At 71.3% G+C, this 17,682-nt stretch carries 18 protein-coding genes; 8 read left to right on the top strand and 10 right to left on the bottom strand.

Annotated elements, in window-relative coordinates; genetic code table 11:
- Positions 1 to 12: 12 nt before the first annotated feature.
- Together AB0H43_RS33560 and AB0H43_RS33555 are read right to left on the bottom strand one after the other, a co-directional pair.
- A complete protein-coding gene (locus AB0H43_RS33560) occupies positions 13 to 1,236 on the bottom strand; it encodes a sugar efflux transporter (protein ID WP_360006082.1) in 1,224 nt (407 codons plus the stop codon).
- Entirely contained in the window at positions 1,233 to 1,757 is a 525-nt protein-coding gene (locus AB0H43_RS33555; protein WP_360006080.1) for a hypothetical protein, read from the bottom strand. Before AB0H43_RS33555 ends, AB0H43_RS33560 begins: the two co-directional genes overlap by 4 nt.
- A 104-nt stretch (positions 1,758 to 1,861) precedes the next feature.
- Between AB0H43_RS33555 and AB0H43_RS33550 the strand changes: the two genes are divergently transcribed.
- The gene (locus tag AB0H43_RS33550) at positions 1,862 to 3,304 is read left to right on the top strand and encodes an MFS transporter (RefSeq protein ID WP_360006078.1); all 1,443 of its coding nucleotides are present in this window, start codon (positions 1,862 to 1,864) and stop codon (positions 3,302 to 3,304) included.
- A 43-nt stretch (positions 3,305 to 3,347) separates the two neighbouring features.
- Positions 3,348 to 4,349 (top strand): sigma-70 family RNA polymerase sigma factor, encoded by a 1,002-nt coding sequence (locus AB0H43_RS33545; RefSeq protein ID WP_360006076.1) that lies wholly within the window; start codon positions 3,348 to 3,350, stop codon positions 4,347 to 4,349.
- A 132-nt stretch (positions 4,350 to 4,481) separates the two neighbouring features.
- Here AB0H43_RS33545 and AB0H43_RS33540 read toward each other — a convergent pair whose 3' ends face one another.
- Positions 4,482 to 5,162 carry an alpha/beta fold hydrolase gene (locus AB0H43_RS33540; RefSeq protein ID WP_360006074.1) on the bottom strand — a complete coding sequence of 227 codons (681 nt, stop codon included), beginning with the start codon at positions 5,160 to 5,162 and terminating at the stop codon, positions 4,482 to 4,484.
- 108 nt (positions 5,163 to 5,270) lie between these two features.
- On the opposite strand from AB0H43_RS33540, the gene AB0H43_RS33535 reads away from it, so the two are divergent.
- Positions 5,271 to 6,284: a WYL domain-containing protein gene (locus tag AB0H43_RS33535; protein WP_360006072.1), complete on the top strand. Its 1,014-nt coding sequence runs from the start codon at positions 5,271 to 5,273 to the stop codon at positions 6,282 to 6,284.
- Positions 6,285 to 6,319: 35 nt separating this feature from the next.
- Here the strand turns inward: AB0H43_RS33535 and tnpB are convergent, their stop codons facing one another.
- The 3 genes from tnpB to AB0H43_RS33520 form a co-directional block, all read right to left on the bottom strand.
- The gene (gene tnpB / locus AB0H43_RS33530) at positions 6,320 to 7,711 is read right to left on the bottom strand and encodes an IS607 family element RNA-guided endonuclease TnpB (protein WP_360006070.1); all 1,392 of its coding nucleotides are present in this window, start codon (positions 7,709 to 7,711) and stop codon (positions 6,320 to 6,322) included.
- Complete coding sequence (locus AB0H43_RS33525) at positions 7,696 to 8,280, bottom strand: IS607 family transposase (protein ID WP_360006069.1); 585 nt, start codon at positions 8,278 to 8,280, stop codon at positions 7,696 to 7,698. Before AB0H43_RS33525 ends, tnpB begins: the two co-directional genes overlap by 16 nt.
- Positions 8,281 to 8,351: 71 nt before the next feature.
- A complete protein-coding gene (locus AB0H43_RS33520) occupies positions 8,352 to 9,227 on the bottom strand; it encodes an NAD(P)-dependent oxidoreductase (protein WP_360006067.1) in 876 nt (291 codons plus the stop codon).
- Between the two features lie 97 nt (positions 9,228 to 9,324).
- Here AB0H43_RS33520 and AB0H43_RS33515 point away from each other — a divergent pair, with 97 nt between their 5' ends.
- Positions 9,325 to 9,528, top strand: coding sequence for a hypothetical protein (locus AB0H43_RS33515; protein WP_360006065.1), 204 nt, complete (start codon positions 9,325 to 9,327; stop codon positions 9,526 to 9,528).
- Positions 9,529 to 9,543: 15 nt separating this feature from the next.
- Here the strand turns inward: AB0H43_RS33515 and AB0H43_RS33510 are convergent, their stop codons facing one another.
- A complete protein-coding gene (locus tag AB0H43_RS33510; protein WP_360006442.1) occupies positions 9,544 to 10,275 on the bottom strand; it encodes a helix-turn-helix transcriptional regulator in 732 nt (243 codons plus the stop codon).
- 171 nt (positions 10,276 to 10,446) lie between these two features.
- Here AB0H43_RS33510 and AB0H43_RS33505 point away from each other — a divergent pair, with 171 nt between their 5' ends.
- Both AB0H43_RS33505 and AB0H43_RS33500 read left to right on the top strand, forming a co-directional pair.
- Positions 10,447 to 10,926, top strand: a complete 480-nt coding sequence (locus AB0H43_RS33505) for a VOC family protein (protein WP_360006063.1) — start codon at positions 10,447 to 10,449, stop codon at positions 10,924 to 10,926.
- Positions 10,927 to 11,061: 135 nt separating this feature from the next.
- Positions 11,062 to 13,140 carry a transglycosylase domain-containing protein gene (locus AB0H43_RS33500; RefSeq protein WP_360006061.1) on the top strand — a complete coding sequence of 693 codons (2,079 nt, stop codon included), beginning with the start codon at positions 11,062 to 11,064 and terminating at the stop codon, positions 13,138 to 13,140.
- Here the strand turns inward: AB0H43_RS33500 and AB0H43_RS33495 are convergent.
- The 3 genes from AB0H43_RS33495 to AB0H43_RS33485 form a co-directional block, all read right to left on the bottom strand.
- The gene (locus tag AB0H43_RS33495; RefSeq protein ID WP_360006059.1) at positions 13,137 to 13,583 is read right to left on the bottom strand and encodes a DUF1801 domain-containing protein; all 447 of its coding nucleotides are present in this window, start codon (positions 13,581 to 13,583) and stop codon (positions 13,137 to 13,139) included. The two genes, AB0H43_RS33500 and AB0H43_RS33495, sit on opposite strands and share 4 nt — an antisense overlap.
- 147 nt (positions 13,584 to 13,730) lie before the next feature.
- Positions 13,731 to 14,381, bottom strand: a complete 651-nt coding sequence (locus AB0H43_RS33490; protein WP_360006057.1) for a response regulator transcription factor — start codon at positions 14,379 to 14,381, stop codon at positions 13,731 to 13,733.
- Positions 14,378 to 16,330, bottom strand: coding sequence for a histidine kinase (locus tag AB0H43_RS33485; RefSeq protein WP_360006055.1), 1,953 nt, complete (start codon positions 16,328 to 16,330; stop codon positions 14,378 to 14,380). Before AB0H43_RS33485 ends, AB0H43_RS33490 begins: the two co-directional genes overlap by 4 nt.
- A gap of 129 nt (positions 16,331 to 16,459) precedes the next feature.
- On the opposite strand from AB0H43_RS33485, the gene AB0H43_RS33480 reads away from it, so the two are divergent.
- Both AB0H43_RS33480 and AB0H43_RS33475 read left to right on the top strand, forming a co-directional pair.
- Positions 16,460 to 17,161, top strand: a complete 702-nt coding sequence (locus tag AB0H43_RS33480) for a hypothetical protein (RefSeq protein WP_360006053.1) — start codon at positions 16,460 to 16,462, stop codon at positions 17,159 to 17,161.
- 13 nt (positions 17,162 to 17,174) lie between these two features.
- Positions 17,175 to 17,519 carry a hypothetical protein gene (locus AB0H43_RS33475; RefSeq protein WP_360006051.1) on the top strand — a complete coding sequence of 115 codons (345 nt, stop codon included), beginning with the start codon at positions 17,175 to 17,177 and terminating at the stop codon, positions 17,517 to 17,519.
- Positions 17,520 to 17,682 lie beyond the last annotated feature (163 nt).

Raw genomic sequence — 17,682 nt, 5'->3', positions numbered from 1 at the left:
AACGCTACGGGCTCAGCCCGGCTGGGTGGCGAGCGGCCGGGCGGTACGCGTGGGGCGGGTCGTCCACAGCAGCACCAGGCCGACGGCGCACACCGCCGTGGCGATCGGCCAGGCGGTGCGGTAGCCGAAGTGCTGGGCCAGGCCGAACAGCGGACCGGCGAGCATGGCCCCGATCGGGAACGAATTCGTGAACAGCGCGGTGGCCCGTCCGGGGTGGCGCGGCAGCATGTTCTGCATGTAGGAGATGCCGACGCCGGCCACGGCCGAGATGAACAGCGCGTTGAGGATCTGTGCTGCCACGAGTTGCCACACGGCGGTGGCGGCCGACGCGACGGCGAAGTACGCGACTCCGCAGCAGCTGCCCGCGAGGACCACCGTGCGTACGCTGATCCGGGTGGTGATCGCGCCGAGCGTCAGCATGAACGGGATCTCCAGGAAGGCGCACACGCCGAGGATCACGCCGGTGTCGCTGACGTCGCCGTCCAGATACCGTCCGATGTAGATCGGCAGTACCTGGGAGATCAGCGTCAGCGGGGCCTGCAGCAGGGTGAATCCGGCGGCCGTCGCCATCAGCGTCCACCAGGACACTTCCAGCGGCCCGGTCGGGTCCGGCTGCTCCACCGCTGAGCCGTCGGCCGCCTCGTACTCGACGGGCGGCCGGGCTTCGTCCTTGTCGAACCGGGCCAGCACCAGCAGCCCGGCGACGGCGTACATGGCCGCCGACAGGGCGTAGAGCCAGGTGAAGCCGCCCGCTTTCATGACGAACGCCGCCAGCGACGGCCCGATCACCCAGGCGACGGAGAAGACTGTCCGCAGTGCGCTCATGCCCAGCGCGGCGCGGTCGGGCCGATCCCTGTCGAGCACCTGGCGGGCGTACGCGAGGGTCTGCGGGAACAGCGCCCCGGCCAGCGCCCAGCCGGTCACGTTGACGGCGAGCAGCAGCCAGTAGTCGTGTACGACGGCGGTCAGCCCGGCGCTGACGAAGCCGCCGAGCGCGGCGAGCAGCATCAGCGCGCGCCGGATCGCCCGCCGGTCGGACAACCGGCCCAGGCCGCTGGCCACGATGACGCTGGCCAGCGGCCCGACGACGAGGAAGACGGTGATCTGGATCGGGCTGGCGTGCACCGCCGAGTCCAGGAACAACGCCAGGAACGGGTAGACCAGCGCGGTCGAGACGCCGACGCTGAAGAACACGAGTGCGAACGGCAGCATCGCGCTGCCCAGCCGCCGGGTCATGATTGGGCCGGCGGGCCGCTGAGGCGAGTCCGCAGCGTGCCCACGATCGGCGCCGGGTAGCCCTGGCGAAGCTTCGCGGCGATGTCGTCGCGGGTCTCCAGCGCCCGCCGCCAGCCGACCACGTCGGTGGAGAAGATCTGCTCGGTCTGCCCGTCGTCGTACGCCGCCTCGACCGTCCACGGCCGCCGGAACAGCACCCGGGCCGGGATCGCGATCAGCAGGAGCAGGACGACGACGAGGATGTCGACGATGAGCAGCAGCAACGGCAGCAGGATGAACCAGAACAGCAGCACGCCGACGATGAACAGCACGATGCCGAGCACGATCGCGCCCAGCTCGTCGCCACCGCAGCCGCCGAGGTCCCCGCAGCCGCTGAAGTCGTCGATGCCGGAACCCTTCTCGCCCTTGCGTTTGCGGCGCCACGCCCCGAATCGCCGCACCAGTGCGCTCCACCGTGGCTGCCACACCACGCGTACGCCCCATGTCTGGCCGCTGGGGGTGTCGACCTTGACCGTTCGCACACGCGTACCCTAGTTCGAGCCCGCAAAATGAGAGCGCGACCGTGACGGCCGTCTCATTCCGGCGGGACCGCCCAGTTCGGCGGCGCGGCGGTGTCAGCACTGCCATGACTCACGAAAGACTGACTGCTTCGCAGCGCTGGGTGCTCGGGCTTACGGCGATCGCCGCCCTGCTCGTCGGGCTCGACACGACTGTCGTGGCGACCGCGCTGACCACTCTTCGCCTCGATTTGGGCGCGTCCGCCGAGGAGCTCGAGTGGACGGTGAACGCGTACACGCTGAGTTTCGCCGTGCTGTTGCTGACAGCGGCGGCCCTCGGTGACCGGTTCGGGCGGCGGCGGGTGTTCGTCGCCGGGCTGGGCGTCTTCGCGCTGGCTTCGGCGGGTTGTGCGCTCGCGCCGGACGCGGGCTGGCTCATCGCCGGGCGGGCGGTGCAGGGCGCCGGGGCGGCGGCGGTCATGCCGCTGGCGTTGACGCTGCTGGGCGGTGTCGTGTCGGCGTCGACCCGGGCGCGGGCGCTGGGCATGTTCTCGGCGGTCGTCGGCGTGTCCGTTCCGGCCGGGCCGCTGCTCGGCGGCGCGATCGCCGACGGCACGTCGTGGCGGTGGATCTTCTGGCTCAACGTGCCGCTGGTCGCCGTCCTGGTCCCGCTGGTGCTGACCCGGGTCGCGCCGAGCCGTGGCCCGCGGGTACGCCTGGATCTGCCGGGTCTGCTGCTGTCGGCCGGGGCCGCGCTGGGCCTGGTCTGGGGACTCGTCCGGGCCAACACGGCCGGCTGGACGGCCCCGGAGACGTTGCTGGCGTTAGGCGCCGGAGTCGTTCTGACGGTGACGTTCCTTCTGGTGGAGGGCCGGACCGAGCAGCCGATGCTGCCGCTGCGGCTGTTCGGCATACGCGCCTTCACGGCGGGCAACGCGGCGATCTTCTTCCTGTGGGCGTCGACCTTCGGCTCGGTCTTCTTCATGGCCCAGTTCTTCCAGGTCGGGCAGTCGGCGGGGCCGTTCGAGGCCGGGCTGCGGCTGATGCCGTGGGGTGCGATGACGGTCCTCGTGCCGCGGGCGGTCGGCTCCCTGATCCACAAGTACGGCGAGCGCCCGTTCATCGTCGGCGGCATGGTGCTGCACGGGGCGTCCATGGTGTGGATCGCCGTCCTGGCCGCGCCCGACGTCGCGTACTGGCGGATGGTCGCGCCGCTGATCCTGTCCGGCATCGGCGTCGCGGCGGCGATCCCGGCCACGCAGAGCGCGGTGCTGGGGGCGGTCACTCCCCCGGACCTCGGGAAGGCGTCCGGGGCGTACAGCGCGTTGCGGCAGCTCGGCGGGGCCTTCGGAGTCGCGGCTGTCGTCGCCGTGTTCGCCGCGTCCGGCGGGTACGCCTCGGCCCGCGTGTTCGTCGGCGGGTTCGCCCCGGCGATGGTCGGCTGCGCCGTGCTCGCTGTGGGAGCGATCCTCGCCGGTGTCGGTACGCCCGGCCGCCGGATGGTTCCGGCTGCCCAGGTCACCGCCCCGGCGGCGGCCACTCCGCCGGAGACCCTGCGTGCGAGCCGTTAGGGGTGTCGTCAGGATGGGAGTAGCACAGCGGAAGGACTGGACAGTGGGGACGACGGATCTGATCTCCCGGGCGCGGGCCGGCGACGGCGACGCGTTCCGGGCGCTGACCGAGCCGCATCGGCGGGAACTGCACGTGCACTGCTACCGGATGCTGGGCTCGGTCCAGGACGCCGAGGACGCGCTGCAGGACACGATGCTGGCGGCCTGGCAGGGGCTGGCCGGGTTCGGGGAGCGGTCGTCGATCCGGACCTGGCTCTACCGGATCGCGACGAACCGGTGCCTCAACACGCTGCGCTCGGCCCGTCGCCGACCGGCCAAAGAGTGGGGGTGGCCGGGCCTGGAACCACCGGAGCCGACCCGGCTCGGCGAGGTGCCGTGGCTGGAGCCGTATCCGGACGCGCTGCTGGCCGGGGCGTCGGGCGTACCGGTCGGGCCGGAGGCGCGGTATGAGCAGACCGAGTCGATCTCGCTGGCGTTCGTCACCGCGCTGCAGATCCTGCCGCCCCGCCAGCTGGCGGTCCTCGTGCTGCGGGACGTGCTCGGCTTCCACGCCGCCGAGGTCGCCGACATGCTCGACTCGACGGTCGAGTCGGTGACCAGCGCGCTGCGGCGGGCGCGGGCGGGGCTGCACGCTCGGCTCCCGGAGGTCGCCGACCGTGTTCCCGCCCCGCCCGTCGCCTCGGCCGCCGAGGACGCGATCGTCGCGAAGTTCGTCAGCGCGTACGAGTCGGCCGACGTCGAGGCGCTGGTCGCGCTGCTCACCGACGACGTGTTCATCGCGATGCCGCCAGTGCCGTTCGAGTACCTCGGCATCGCCGCCGCCACGCGCTTCTGCGAGACCGTCTTCAGCTCGGGACGCCGCTACACGCTGGTGGCGACCCGGGCCAACGGCTCGCCGGCGTTCGGGATCTACAAGCCGTCACCCGACGGTACGCACACCGCCTTCGGCCTGATGGCGGTGACGCTCAGCGGCGACCGGATCCGCTCGCTGACCCGGTTCGACGACCGTACGCTGCCGTGGTTCGGGCTACCCGCCCAGCTGTGAAGCGGCCACGCGTGGCCTGCCTCCCGCGAGGGCGGTCCGCTCTCGCGAGGGCGGCCCACTCCCCGGGTGGCGGTCTACTTACGCGGGTGGGGGTCCACTCACGCGGGTGGGGGTCCACTCCGCGGTGGCGGTCTACTCCGCGATGCGGGCCAGGACGAGGGCGAGGTCGACGGGCTTGCTGAACATCGGCCAGTGCCCGGAGTCGATGTCGACGTACTCGACGTGCTTGGCCTTGGCCAGTTCGGGGACGTCGCCGCCGTCGACCCACTCGCGGGCCTGGGCTGGGCTGAACTCGGGGCACACGACGGTCACGGGGACGTCGTAGCGACGCTCGTCGGTGAGGCGTACGACGGCGTGGGCGACGCCTTCGGGCACCGGGACGGCGCCGGCGGCGAGCCGGTCCCGGGTCGCCTCGTCGAGGTCGGCCGAGTCCGCGCCCTCGAACGGCCCCCAGCCGGGGAACCGCATGACCCCGTCGGCGACCTCGAAGAAGGCCGCGTGCTGCTCGCCGTCGGCGGACGGGAAGCCTCCGATCAGGGCCACCTTGGCGACGCGCTCGGGACGGGCGTCGGCGGCGAGCCAGGCCAGCGTGGACGCGGCCGAGTGACCCACCACCAGCGGATTCCCGGCAGCCCCGTCGACGGCGGCGACCACCGTCGCGAGCTGGTCGTCGAGCGTGGCGTCGACGGGTTCGGCGCCCTGGCCGGGCAGGGTGACGGCGACCGGCTTGTGGCCGAGCGCCTGCAGTGCGGGCACCACCTCGTCCCAAGCCGAACCAGTGAGCCAGAGGCCGCCGATGAGCAGGATGTCCATGTCGAAGTCGCTTTCTGCCAGACAACTGGGTGGCTTACCCGGTCACCGTAAACCCTATTCCGGACGTTCTACTTCCGGTTCATGTTTCGGCCGGTTTAGGCTGGCCGGGTGCCGTCCGATCCGAGTCCGACCGCCCGCGCGCTGCGCGCGCTGGAGATCCTGCAGAGCCGGCCCGGCGTCACCGCCGACGAGCTGGGCGAGCGCCTCGGGGTGACCGAGCGGGCCGCCCGCCGCTACGTCGAGATCCTGCGGGAGGCGGGCGTACCGGTGGAGTCGGTGCGTGGTCCGCACGGCGGCTACCGGCTCGGCCGCGGCGTACGCCTCCCGCCGATCGTCTTCTCGCAAGAGGAAGCGCTGGCGTTGGTCATGGCGGTGCTCGACGGCCAGCCCGCCGCGACCGACGCCGAGAACACCGTCGGATCGGCCCTCGTCAAGGTCATCCGGGCGCTGCCGGAGAGGATCGGCCGCGAGGCGGCGGCGCTCCGGGAGAACATCGCGGCCACCCCCGACCGGCACGCCTCCCGCCCGGACCCGGCCACCACCAGCGCCCTGATCGCCGCCGTCGCGGAACGGCGACGGGTTCGGCTGACATACCACAGTCCCCGGGGCGAGAGCGGCGCATGGCAGGGCGACGTCGACCCGTGGGCGGTCGTCGTCCGATATGGACGCTGGTACCTACTGTGCCATTCGCTGCGCGCCGACGCCGTACGCACCTATCGCGTGGATCGCATCCGGGCGGTCGAGCCGACCGGCCACGAGTTCGATCCACCCGACGGGCTGGATCCGGTGCGGGCGTTGGAGGAGAACCTCGGCTCGGGCTGGCCGATGGTGACCGAAGTGGTGTTCGACGCACCCCTCGCCGAGGTCGCGCCCTGGATCCGGCCGACGATGGGACGGCTGGAACCGTGGGGCGACGGCTGCCGAGTGGTCGGCACGACGAACAACCCCGCGATGTATGCGCAGGAGTGGCTGGCCGCCGTGCCGTTCGCGTTCCACGTCGTCGGCGGGCCGGAACTGCGGGCGGCGGTGGCCGCGGTCGCAGCCCGGTTCGCCGCCGCCCTCGACGGGCTGGATCAGGGATCTGGGTCGAATCTTGGGGGAAGATTCGACCGGAAACCGTGATCCAGCGCCCATCCGGGCAGCGCAGCCGTTACCTCTCAGTGCGCTTTGGTGAGCACACGATCGGTAGTCCTGCCTTGCGGCGGGACGGTCCCGGTCTGACCGACTGACGTCGTGCCGGGTTGACGCTTCACAGCCACCTGCCCGCGTACGCGGGTCTTCTGGTCGGCTCCACGTCCAGCCACCGGGCCACTCCCGGCAGTGTCGAACTCAGCCGCAAGCGCGGCGAGGTTGAGCGCGGCGTTGTGGTCCCGATCAGCGATCAGGCCGCACGCCTGGCAGTGGTACTTGCGCTCGGACAGGGCGAGCTTGGCTTTCGCCGCGCCACATCCCGAGCAGGTCTTGCTGGACGGGAACCAGCGGTCGGCCACCAGGAGCCGTCCGCCGTTCCAAGCGGTCTTGTAGGCGAGTTGCCTTCGGATTTCGGCGAACCCTGCGTCGCAGATGTGCCGGGCCAGCCGGCGGTTGGTGAGCATGCCGGTGACGTTGAGGTCTTCGACCACGATGGTGCCGTGTTCACGGGCCAGCCGGGTGGTGAGCTTGTGCAGGGCGTCGCGCCGCAGATTACTCACGCGGGCGTGCGCCCGTGCGAGCCGGGCCACCGCGCGTTCCCACCGTTTCGACGGGCACCGGCCGGTTCGGCGGTCCGGGCCGGTCTTACGCGACACCGCCCGGCCGAGAACCCGCATACGCTGCTGGGCGGCCAGCAGGTGGCGTGGGTTGTCGACCATTTCACCGGTCGAGACGACTGCCAGGTGCTTGATGCCGACGTCGACACCGATCACCGAGTCCTGCCGAATCGGTCGTCGTTCGGCGCGTTCGACCTCGACGGTGAACGCGACATGCCAGCGCCCGCCGTTGCGCCGCACGGTCGCCGACATGATCCGCGCGGTGCCCGCCTCAAGGCGGCGGCCGAGCTTGCGGGCCGACTCGTGCAGCTTCAGACGGCCCAGTCGCGGTAACACGACGTGCATGCGGTCCGGCTCAACCCGGATCGCGCCGGTCGTGAACCGCACGCTGGGGGCGGTGCGGCGGCGGGATGTGAACCGCGGGAAGCCAACCGGCCGACCAGCCCGCGCACCCTTGCGGGAGTCAGCCCAGTTTTTCAGGCCGCGGGCGAGGGCGTCCAGGCCGGTGTTGAACGCTTCCTTCGACACCTGCGCCCACCACGGCGCCACGTCGGGTTTCGCGGCGTTCCATACCTTGCGCAGCGCGGGCAACGACCACGACAGCGGCGGCGTCAACTGCTCGTCCGGCACGTCGTAGGAACGCTCGGCCGCCCGCTGATCCATGACCGCCTTGACCCGGGCCAGCGCCCAGTTGTGGGCGACCCGGGCGGCCCCAGCGTGCGCGAGGACATCGCGCTGCTGGCCGGGGGTGAGGTCGAGGGCGAACCGGTAGGCCTGGATCGTCTTCATGCCGTTTCGCATTCGCCGGTGACCACCTCGATCGCACGGCGGGCGCGGTTCGCCCCAGCGCGCCGGCCGTACAGCCGGGCGCACAGCGAGGTCAGGATCTCGGTCACATCCTGCACGAGGTCGTCTTCTACCTCGGTTGGGTCGACTATGAGCAGCCGCCGACCCTGCGCGGCCAGGGCCGCCTCGACGTACTCGGCACCGAAGCGGGCGAACCGGTCGCGGTGCTCGACCACGATCGTCGACACAGCCGGGTCACGCAGGAGCGCGAGAAACTTCTTACTGTGCCCGTTCACCGCCGAGCCGACCTCGGTCACCACTCGGTCCACGCCGAGCCTCTGGCTAGTGGCCCACACGGTCACCCGAGCAACCTGCCGGTCCAGGTCAGACTTCTGATCAGCGGACGGCACCCGGGCGTACACCACGGTCTGCGCGTCTCTGGTCGGTGCCCCGGTGACCGGCTCGCCGACCATGATCAAACGGCCGATCCGGTACGTCGGAACAGGCAGCGTCCCAGCCGCGTACTGCCGCCGAGCGGTGATGTACGCGATACCGGTGGACGCAGCCCATTCCTTCAAGTTCACGCGACCATTATAGCTCTCCAAAGAGCGCTAAAGGTTCTCGCCACGCCAGCAGTTGTCAGCCCCACTCAGCCTCAGGAGAAGCTGGCGAAGTACGCCGCCGCCATGTCGTCGTCGGCATGCCCGGCGTCGGCGGCCCGCCGCAGGCGCTCGGCGCTCGCGGCCGCCACGTCAAGGCGTACGCCGTTCTGCTCGGCGGCCAGCACGATGAGCCCGGCGTCCTTCGCAGCCGTGGCGACCGCGAACGAGGCGGGAGTCAGCTGGTCGTTGCGGATGAGGTCGGCCTTCACGTGGGCGTACCCCATGTCGAGCGGACCGCCGCCGATCGCCTCGAAGAAGCCGTCGGGGTCGACGCCCAGCGCCCCGGCCAGGGCCAGCACCTCGCCGACGGCGTTGGTGGCGGCCAGGACCCAGCTGTTCACGACGAGTTTCAACCGGGTCGACGCGCCGGTCGCGCCGTCCTCGCCGGTCCACATCGTCCGCACGCCGACGGCGTCGAACACCGGTGTGACGACGTCCCGGGCGCCGGCCGGTCCGGCCGCGAGGACCAGCAGCTTGCCGGCTTCGGCGGGCTGACGCGTACCGAGCACCGGGGCGTCGTAGAACACGAGCCCGTGCTCGGTCGCGAACTCGGCCAGCTCGGCGACGGCGTCGACGGCCACGGTGGTCGACTGGACCCACACAGTCCCGGGCCGCAGCGCCGGAGCTGCTTGGCGCATCACCGCCAGCACGGCGGAGTCGTCGAACAGCATGGTGAGCACGACGTGGGCGTCCTGCACCGCTTCGGCGGGCGACTCGGCGACCAGTACGCCGTCGGCCGCCAGCGGCTCGGCCTTGTCCCGGCTCCGGTTCCAGGCTCGGACGGCGTGCCCGGCGCGTACGAGATTGCGGGCCATCGCCGCGCCCATGATCCCGGTGCCCAGCACTGCGACTGTCGTCTTGTCCGTCATGAGGTCGATCATGGCACGGCCGGGTCGAGCCCGCGATCGGGCGCTTCCCCCTGCGCGACGCCACCCGGCGAGGGAGAATGAACGGGGGGTGCTGATCATGATCGACCGTCGGCTCGGCGAACCCGATCGGCCGGACGCCGAGGATCTGCTGGATCTCGCGCTGGAACCGGACTTCGCGTCGGAGCACAACCACGTGTCGGTGGCCGACCACGACTTCGGCCCCGAGGGACGCCCGGACAACGAGACGCCGCACGGCTACGGCGGCCCGGACTGGAACTACCACCACCGGCTGGTCGTTTGACGGCCGGCGCTGGGATCAGGCCGCGCCGGTCTCGGCGCGGTAGCCGCTCGGGGTGAACCCCAGCCGCTCCCGGAACTCGCGGGTCAGGTGCCCGTGGTCGGCGTAGCCGAGTTCGGTGGCGATCTCGGCCAGGTTCACACCCGGTTCGGTCCGGACCCGTTCGGCGGCCTCCTGCAGGCGACGGCGGCGGATCATCTCGGCCGGGCTCAGGCCGACATACCGAGTCGCCAGGCGGTGCAGCGTACGCGGAGCGACGTGCATGCGCGTCGCGGCGTCGTCGAGCGTACGCACCTCGGCGTCGCCATCGAGCAGCTCCGCCAGCTCGTTGGCCTGCCGGCCCTGCTCGGTGACGGGGAGCGCGTGCTTGTCCAGCCAGGTGGCGAACGCCTCGACCGCGGCGGCGTGCCGCTCGTCGCGATCGGCGACGGTCATCGCGTCGGCGACGGCTTCCCGCAGGTCGGGGGCGTCGAAGGGGCGTACGGTGTCGCGCAGGTCGCTAGGCGTCTCCGTGAACGTGGGCATCGCCGCCGGGCGCAGCAGCGCGCCGACCGCCCAGCCGCGGCCGGTCAGGTCCCGGTGGGACACCCGCGTCGTCGGCCCGGAGAACACGACTTCACCCGGCTCAACCACCAGATTGCTCGCCGGGAACGACACTAGGTGCTGCCGCGACGACCGGCCGGGCGCGATGTCCCATTCGGGAATCCAGAACCAGCGGACCAGGTCGGCAACCGGCTCCGGCGCGGGCATCCGCCGGAACTCCGGCAGGCGCGCCGGGTAGAGGATGCCGCGGTCCTTGCCACTCACCCGACGAGCCTACTGAAGGAGATCGGCGCGTCGGCGACCGGGCGCAGCGCCGGTCGGCAAGGCTGGCACGAATCTCCAAGCCGGGCGCCAACGCCGAGGCTTAGCGTCGAACACATGAACGGAAAGCACACCACCAACGGCATTCCCAACGGCCACACCAGCCTCACGCCGTTCCTCACGATTCCGAACGCCGCCGCGGCGATCAAGTTCTACGAGGACGTCTTCGGGGCGAAGGTCGTCGACGTCACGAAGTTCGGCGAGGCCGTCGCGCACGCCGATCTCGATTTCGGCCAGGGCCATCTGCAACTGGGCGAGCCCAGCCCGGCGTACCACCTGATCGCCGCCCCGGAGGGCGACGACGACTGCTACTCGATGGGGCTCTACTGCGCCGACGCCGACGCGCTCGTCGCGCGGGCCGAGGCCGCGGGCGCGACGGTACGCGAGCCGCTCATGACGTTCGTCTCGGGCGACCGGTACGCCTCGATCCGCGACCCGTTCGGCGTCCGCTGGACGATCATGACGCGGGTCGAGGATCTCTCCCCGGAGGAGAGCGCCCGGCGCGTGGCGGAGTGGGCGGCACAGCAGCAGGGCTGATTTCGCTAACGAGGTAGAGCCGCCGGGTCAGACCGGCGTCGGCAGAAACAACGCGCGGACCGGCAACCATCGACGCCGGTCCGCGCGTCTGGCATCTCGGCGCACGTACCGTCACGACGACACGGGATGTGGGATATGACCCCGAACGAACAGCCGGGCAAGGTCATTGGCAGACGGACCAGGCGGTTCAAGGTGCTGGCGGCGGCGGTCGCGACGCTGGTCGTCGTAGCCGGCGCCGGGCTGATCGGCGTCACGTACTACGTGGACAGTGTGGCGGAGCTGATCCCGGAGAACGTCGCGGCGACCCAGGCGACCGCGATCATGGCCGCGGACGGCCAGACGCAGCTCGCGCAGCTGGGCACGGTGAACCGCATCGACGTGCCGATGAGCGTCATGCCGGACAAGGTACGCAACGCTCTGATCGCGGGCGAGGACAAAGACTTCTTCCACGACTCGTTCCGCGGTTCGCACCTGACTCACCTATATGTGCGGCAGGCTGTCGGTGAGCGGCTGAGCTCCGCCCGGGAGGCGGTGCTGGCCCGGAAGCTGGAGGACAAGTACGACCGGCTCTCCATCATGGGGTTCTACCTGAACGGCGCCGAGTTCGGCCGTGGCGCGGTCGGTGTCGAGACGGCCGCTCAGGCGTACTTCGGCAAATCCGCCAAGGACCTGACGGTGGCCGAGGCCGCCGTGCTCGGGTCGGTGCTTCACCAGCCTTACGACGCCGGTGGCGGGCCGAGCCCGTTCGACCCGGAGGCGCATCCGGCGGAGGCCCGGGACCGGTGGGCGTACGTGCTGGACACGATGGTTCCCGACTGGCTCCCGGCGGCCGAACGGTCCACACTGGAGTTCCCCCAGGTCCAGGCGGCTGCGACGGTGACGCCCGCTGCGGAATGGGGCCTGCGGGTCAAGCCCGGCGAGGGCGCCGGCCGCGCGACCGGCAACGTCGTCAACTACGTGTACGCCGAGCTCAAGGCACAGGGAATCGAGCCGAGGGACCTCAAGACCGGGGGTTATCGGGTCATCACGACGATCGATCCGCGAGCCCAGCTGGCCTTGGAGCAGGCGGCGCGGCCGGATCTGAAGGGCTCCGAACTCTACGGACGCACGGTCGTCCGCGACGCGAGCGGCAAGGTCCAGCAGGATCTCGAGGCGGCCGGCGTGGTGCTCGATCACACGAGCGGCGCCGTGCTCGCCTACTACGGCGGCCTCGACGCCATGGAGCTGGACCTGGCCGGTGTCAACACGGCCAATTCCTTGATCGGCGGGCACCCGCCGGGCGGGACCATGAGGGTGTACACGCTGGCCGCCGCGCTGGAGGCAGGCGCTTCACTGCAGTCGCGGTGGAAGGCGCTGCCCTTCACGACCGACGACGGGTTCAAGGTCGGCAACGGTGGTGCCGTCAACACCACCTGCAAGGACAACTGCACGCTCGAGCAGAGTTTCGTGAAGTCGTACAACGTGCCGTTCTACTGGATCGCCCGGCAGATCGGTCCCGGCGCCGTCGTCAAGACGGCGAATCTGGCGGGGATCACGTGCATGTGGAACGACGAGGGCGTGGAGCGGCTGGCCGGCGGCGGCGTGCAGGACACTCCCGCCCGGAGTCCGTTCGACCGGCAGGTCGGTTACGGACAGTATCCCGTCACGGTGCTGGACAACGCGGCCGGCGTCGCGACGATCGCCAACGGAGGCATTTACAACAAGCCGCACTTCGTGGCGAAGGTCGAGCGCCGTGACCCGACGACCGGCAAGTACTTGGAAGTGCCCGGCGTCGGCACGAAGCTCGCCCCTAAGCAGGTCATCCGCCGGGCGGTCGCCGACGACGTCACCTACGCGATGACGCGTGCGGCGGCCGACCGGAACTGGGGTGCGGCGGTGGGCGGACGGGAGATCGCCACGGTGGGCGGGGTCTGGGGCGGTGCCAAGCTGGACGTGTCCGGCAAGCCGGTCCTCACCGTCGACAACTCGGACGCCTGGCTCGTCGGATTCACCAAGCAGTTCACCGTGGCGATCTGGACCGGTAACGCGGCCGGCTCCTACCCGGTGATCGATCCGAGGATGAAGACGTCGATCACCACGTCGACGCCGTTCCGGATCTGGTCCGGCGTCGTCACCGGGTACAGCACCGCCCGCCGGTTGCCGAACGAGAAGCTCGCCGGCCCGTCGCATGTGGGCCGCGACGACTTCCCTTCGGCCAACGGCGTAGCACGTTAGCCAGCGGCCTGCTTGACCAGCTCGGCGATCCGCTTCTCCTCGGCGGCGCCGAGCTTGGTCAACGCGAAGGAGGTCGCCCACATCCCGCCTTCGTCGAGCTGGGCGGCCTCCTGGAAGCCGAAGGTGGCGTACCGGGTCTTGAACTTCGCCTTAGCCTGGAAGAAGCAGACCACCTTGCCGTCCTTCTTGTACGCGGGCTGCCCGTACCAGGTCTGCGGGGTCAGCTCGGGGGCGTGCTTCTTGACGATGGCGTGGATCTTCTCGGCCATCTCCCGGTCGGAGCCGTCCATTTCGGCGATCTTCGCCAGGACCTCGGCCTCCGCGTCGGCCCCGGCCTTGGCCGCCTTCATCTCCTTGGCGTGTTCCTTCATCGCCGCGCGTTCCTCAGCGCTGAACCCGTCGTAGGACTTATCGGCCTTGGTCGCCTTCTTCGCAGTGGCCATCGTCGGCTTCCTCCCTGTGAATCTTGCTCCTGTCGACCGTAATGCTAGGGAGGGGCGGGCGGCGGCGGCTTCTCCGAAACTGATCAGGTGGGCGTCACGGGTCAGGTGGGCGTCACGGATCACGTGGGCGTCACGGGTCAGGTGGGCTCAGGGGGTGGTCCGGCCGAGCCCGGCCTCCCGGGCCCGGACGATGGCCTCGGCCCGGGTGGCGACCTGCAGTTTGGCGAAGATCGCCGAGATGTGGTTGCCGACCGTCTTCGGGGCCAGTCCCAGCCGGCTCGCGATCGCGGCGTTGGGCAGCCCGGCCGCGATGAGGTCCAGGACGTTTCGCTCGCGGGCGGTCAGCTCGGGGAACGGCACCCCGGCGGCGGTGGGCGGCGGGCCGGTGAAGTAGTCCAGGACTCGCCGGGCGACCCCGGGGCTGAAGATCGCCCCACCGGCCGCCACGGTCGCGATCGCCTGCGAGATCTGCTCCTGGGCGGCGCCCTTGACGAGGTAGCCGCGGGCTCCGGCCCGCATGGCGGCGTACACGGACTCGTCGTCGTCGAACATCGTCAGGACCAGAACCGCCACGTCGGGGGCGACCCGGCGGATCTCGGCCGTGGCGGCGATGCCGTCGACGTCAGGCATCCGCAGATCCATGACCAGCACGTCCGGCCGCTGGACGACGGCGGCCCGGATCGCCTCCCGGCCGTCGGTCGCCTCGCCGACCAGCTCCGTGCCGGGCAGCGAGGTGAACAGGGCGCGCAGCCCGTCACGGACGACGGGGTGGTCGTCGGCCACCACGATCCTGATCATGCGGCTCCCTCCAGGGGCAACACTGCCACGACGCGTCCGCCGTCGGGGCCTGGACCGGCCGTGCACAGCCCACCGAGTTCGGCGGCGCGCTCACGGATGGAGGTGAGGCCGACACCGGGCCGCCAGGGCTCGCCGGTGCGGCCGTCGTCGAGGACGGACAGTTCGACCGCGCTGCCGACGGTGATGGTGACGGTGACCTTGGTCGCGGCGGCGTGCCGGGTCACGTTGGTCAGTGCCTCGGTGACGATCCGGTAGGCGGCGACCTCGACCGCGGCGGGCAGTGCGGCGAGCTGCGGCGGGGCGTCGAAGGTGACCTCCAGCGGCAGTCGCTCGCAGTGCCGTCGGAGGGCTCCGATCAGGCCGACCTCGTCGAGGGCCGGCGGTCGCAGCCCGTACACGAGCCGCCGGACGTCGTCGATCGCGGTTCCGATGTCGGTGCGCAGCTCGCTCAACAGCAGCCGGGTCCGGTCGGGGTCCGAGGTGGACAGGTTGAGCGCCGCGTCGGCCTTGTAACCGGCTCCGGTGAGCGTCGGTCCCAGCCCGTCGTGCAGATCCCGGTGCAGACGGCGGCGTTCCTCCTCCCGCGCGGTCACGATGCGTTCGCGGCTGGCCTGGACCTCCTCCGCCAGCGCGGTCGCGGACAACGCGGCGGCCAGGGGCGCGGCGAGCAGGTTCAGCACCGCCCGGTCGGCTTCGCCGAGAGTGCGCTCCCCGGCGCGTACGCCGACGAGGAGGTCGCCGACGCGCTCCCCGCGGTAGGACAGTTCGACGGTCTCCAGGTGGTCGGGTGGCGTACCGGCAGCGGCGACCTCCACCGATCGGGAGCGCACCGCCGTGAACGGCAGCCGCAGCGTCTCGCGGATACCGGTGAGCACTCCCCCGAGGTCGTCGGCGGCCAGCCGGGCCCCGACCGCGGTGACAGCTGCGACCGGGTCCGACCGCGACCCGTAGAGGAGGTGATCGACCGCCCGCTGAAGGCGTACCCGCACTGGATTGAAGAGGATCGCGATGAGCAAGGTGGCCGCGAGTGGCGCCCCCACGCCGCGCAGGAGGGCGTCGAACAGCGCCACCAGGCCCAGGTACGCGACCACGACGCCCAGCGTGAGCAGCAGATAGAGCAGCGTGCGGGAGACGACGAGCCGGATGTCGAGCAGCTGGTAGCGCAGGATCGCGATGGTGATGGCGATCGGCACGAGCGGTACGGCGAGCAGCAGCAGGATCGGGCCGTCGCCGACGATCCAGCGTGGCAGGTTGACCGCGACCGCGACGATGAGCGCCAGGACGAGCCAGAGCAGCTGGCGGCGCAGGCGCTCGTCGCCGCGCCGGTAGCGCACGACCAGCCCGGCGATCGCACCGAGCAGGCCGAGTAGCGGCGCGGTGTTGGCAGCCGCCCACAGCGGGCCGAGCCGGTCGAAGAACGGAGCCCCGAGGTAGGTCCGGATCGCCAGGCCGGGTCCGAACTCGACCGGTGCGGGGTCGAGCGACATGGCGGCCACGAAGCCGACGCCGGCGACGACCGTCACCACCACGAGCCAGCGCCACCGGGGTGACACCGGGCGGCCGTTTGGGAACAGCTGCAACGACAGCGGCAGCAGCAGGCAGATGCCCCACGGCCAGCCGGACACGAACAGGCTGGCCAGGATGCGCAGCAGCGGCTCGGGCCAGCCGTGAGTGTGCCCGTAGCCGCCGAGCGTCCCGCTGGCCGCGGTCAGCAGATGCGCGATCCCGGCGGCCAGCAGCAGCCAGCCGATCGGGTTGCGGCCGCGCTGCACCGCCAGGATCGCGCCGCAGGTCGCGAAGCCGACGCCCATCGCCGAGTTCGTCAGCAGGTAGCTGTCCACGATGTCGGCCGCGGACAGGCGCAGGGCTACGGCACCGGCCGCGGCGACGACCGCCAGCAGGGCGGCCAGTGCGAGGAGCAGCCAGGCGAGCGGTCGCGTTCGGGTCACGGTTCCATGGTGCGGCCTGAGCGGCCCGCAGGGCTGGGGGCGAGCCCCTAGACGCACCGGGCATCTTCCCGCCGCGTCCGGCGTGCGGCCCCGGGCGCTCGGGGGCCGGGCGGTCGCAGCGTGGAAGCCATGACTACGACACTCACCCGCTCACCGGCGGCCACCCGGGCCGACACGCGTACCGTGCGGCGCGTCGCAGCAGCGGTCCTGCTGCCGCTCGGGCCGTTGTCGGTCGCGATCCTGCGCGGCATCCTGCCCTATCACACCACCGACGAGGGCTCCGGCCTGCTCGATCACACGGCGTCCGCGCTCGGGCGGATGGACGCGGTCGTCTGGCTCGGTCTGCTCGCGACGCTCACGCTCGTGCCGTCGGCGCTCGCCGCGGGTCGGCTCGCGCACCGCCGAGCACCCAGGCTGACGCTCGCCGGGCTCACTCTGCTCGTGCCGGCCTATCTGGTGCTTCCCATCGTCAACAACGACATTCTGGTACGCACAGCGGCGGCCGACGCCGATCGGACAGCAGCACTGCGCATCCTGGACGCGGCCGGTTCCCACGGCGCGGCGGCGGTGGCCGGGGTGATCTTCGTCGCCGGGCACATCCTCGGCGCGATCCTGCTCGGCACGGCCTTGTGGCGGTCCGGCGCGATTCCGGCGTGGGCCGGGATCTGCGTGATCGTGTCCCAGCCGCTGCATCTGGTCTTCGCCGCGATCGTCCCGAACGCGTTCCTCGACGCCGGCGCATGGGGTCTGACCGCGCTCGGGTTCGCCGTCGCGGCGGCTGGAGTCCTGCGTACTTCGAACGACGACTGGGACCTGGGTCCCACCGCCTGAAAGGAGTCCTCTGATGACTGCTCTGCGTACGGGTCTGGTGCTCGCGATGCTGCTCGGCCTGGCCGACCTCGCCCTGCCCTTCGGCGACGCCGACTTCCCGCCGCTGCCGGTGGCGATCGCGAGTGCCGTCCTCGGCCTGATCACGGTCGTGTCGGCGGTGTACGCCTGGCGCGGCAGCCGGGTCGCGACGGTCACCGTCGTCGTCACCCGGGTGCTGTCGGCGCTGTCGGCGGTTCCCGCGTTCTTCGTGCCGGACGTCCCGGCGGCCGCCCGGGTCGCCGCCGGCGTGATCTGCGTACTGACGATCACCGTCGTGGCGTTGGTGAGCCCGGGACTGCGCAAACCATTGCCCGCCTGAGCTCGGCACCACCCCTGGGCGCTTCCCTTCGGACGCTCCCCCTAGGGCGCTTCCCTTGGGCGCTTCCCTTTGGGCGCTTCCCTTTGGGCGCTTCCCTTTGGGCGCTTCCCTTTGGGCGCTTCCCTTTGGGCGCTTCCCTTTGGGCGCTTCCCTTGGGCGCTTC

This window comes from Hamadaea sp. NPDC050747 (assembly GCF_040654195.1).
Taxonomy (GTDB): Bacteria; Actinomycetota; Actinomycetes; order Mycobacteriales; family Micromonosporaceae; genus Hamadaea.
Note: the sequence above shows the minus strand (reverse complement) of the source record. Positions and strands in the feature narration are given on the sequence as shown.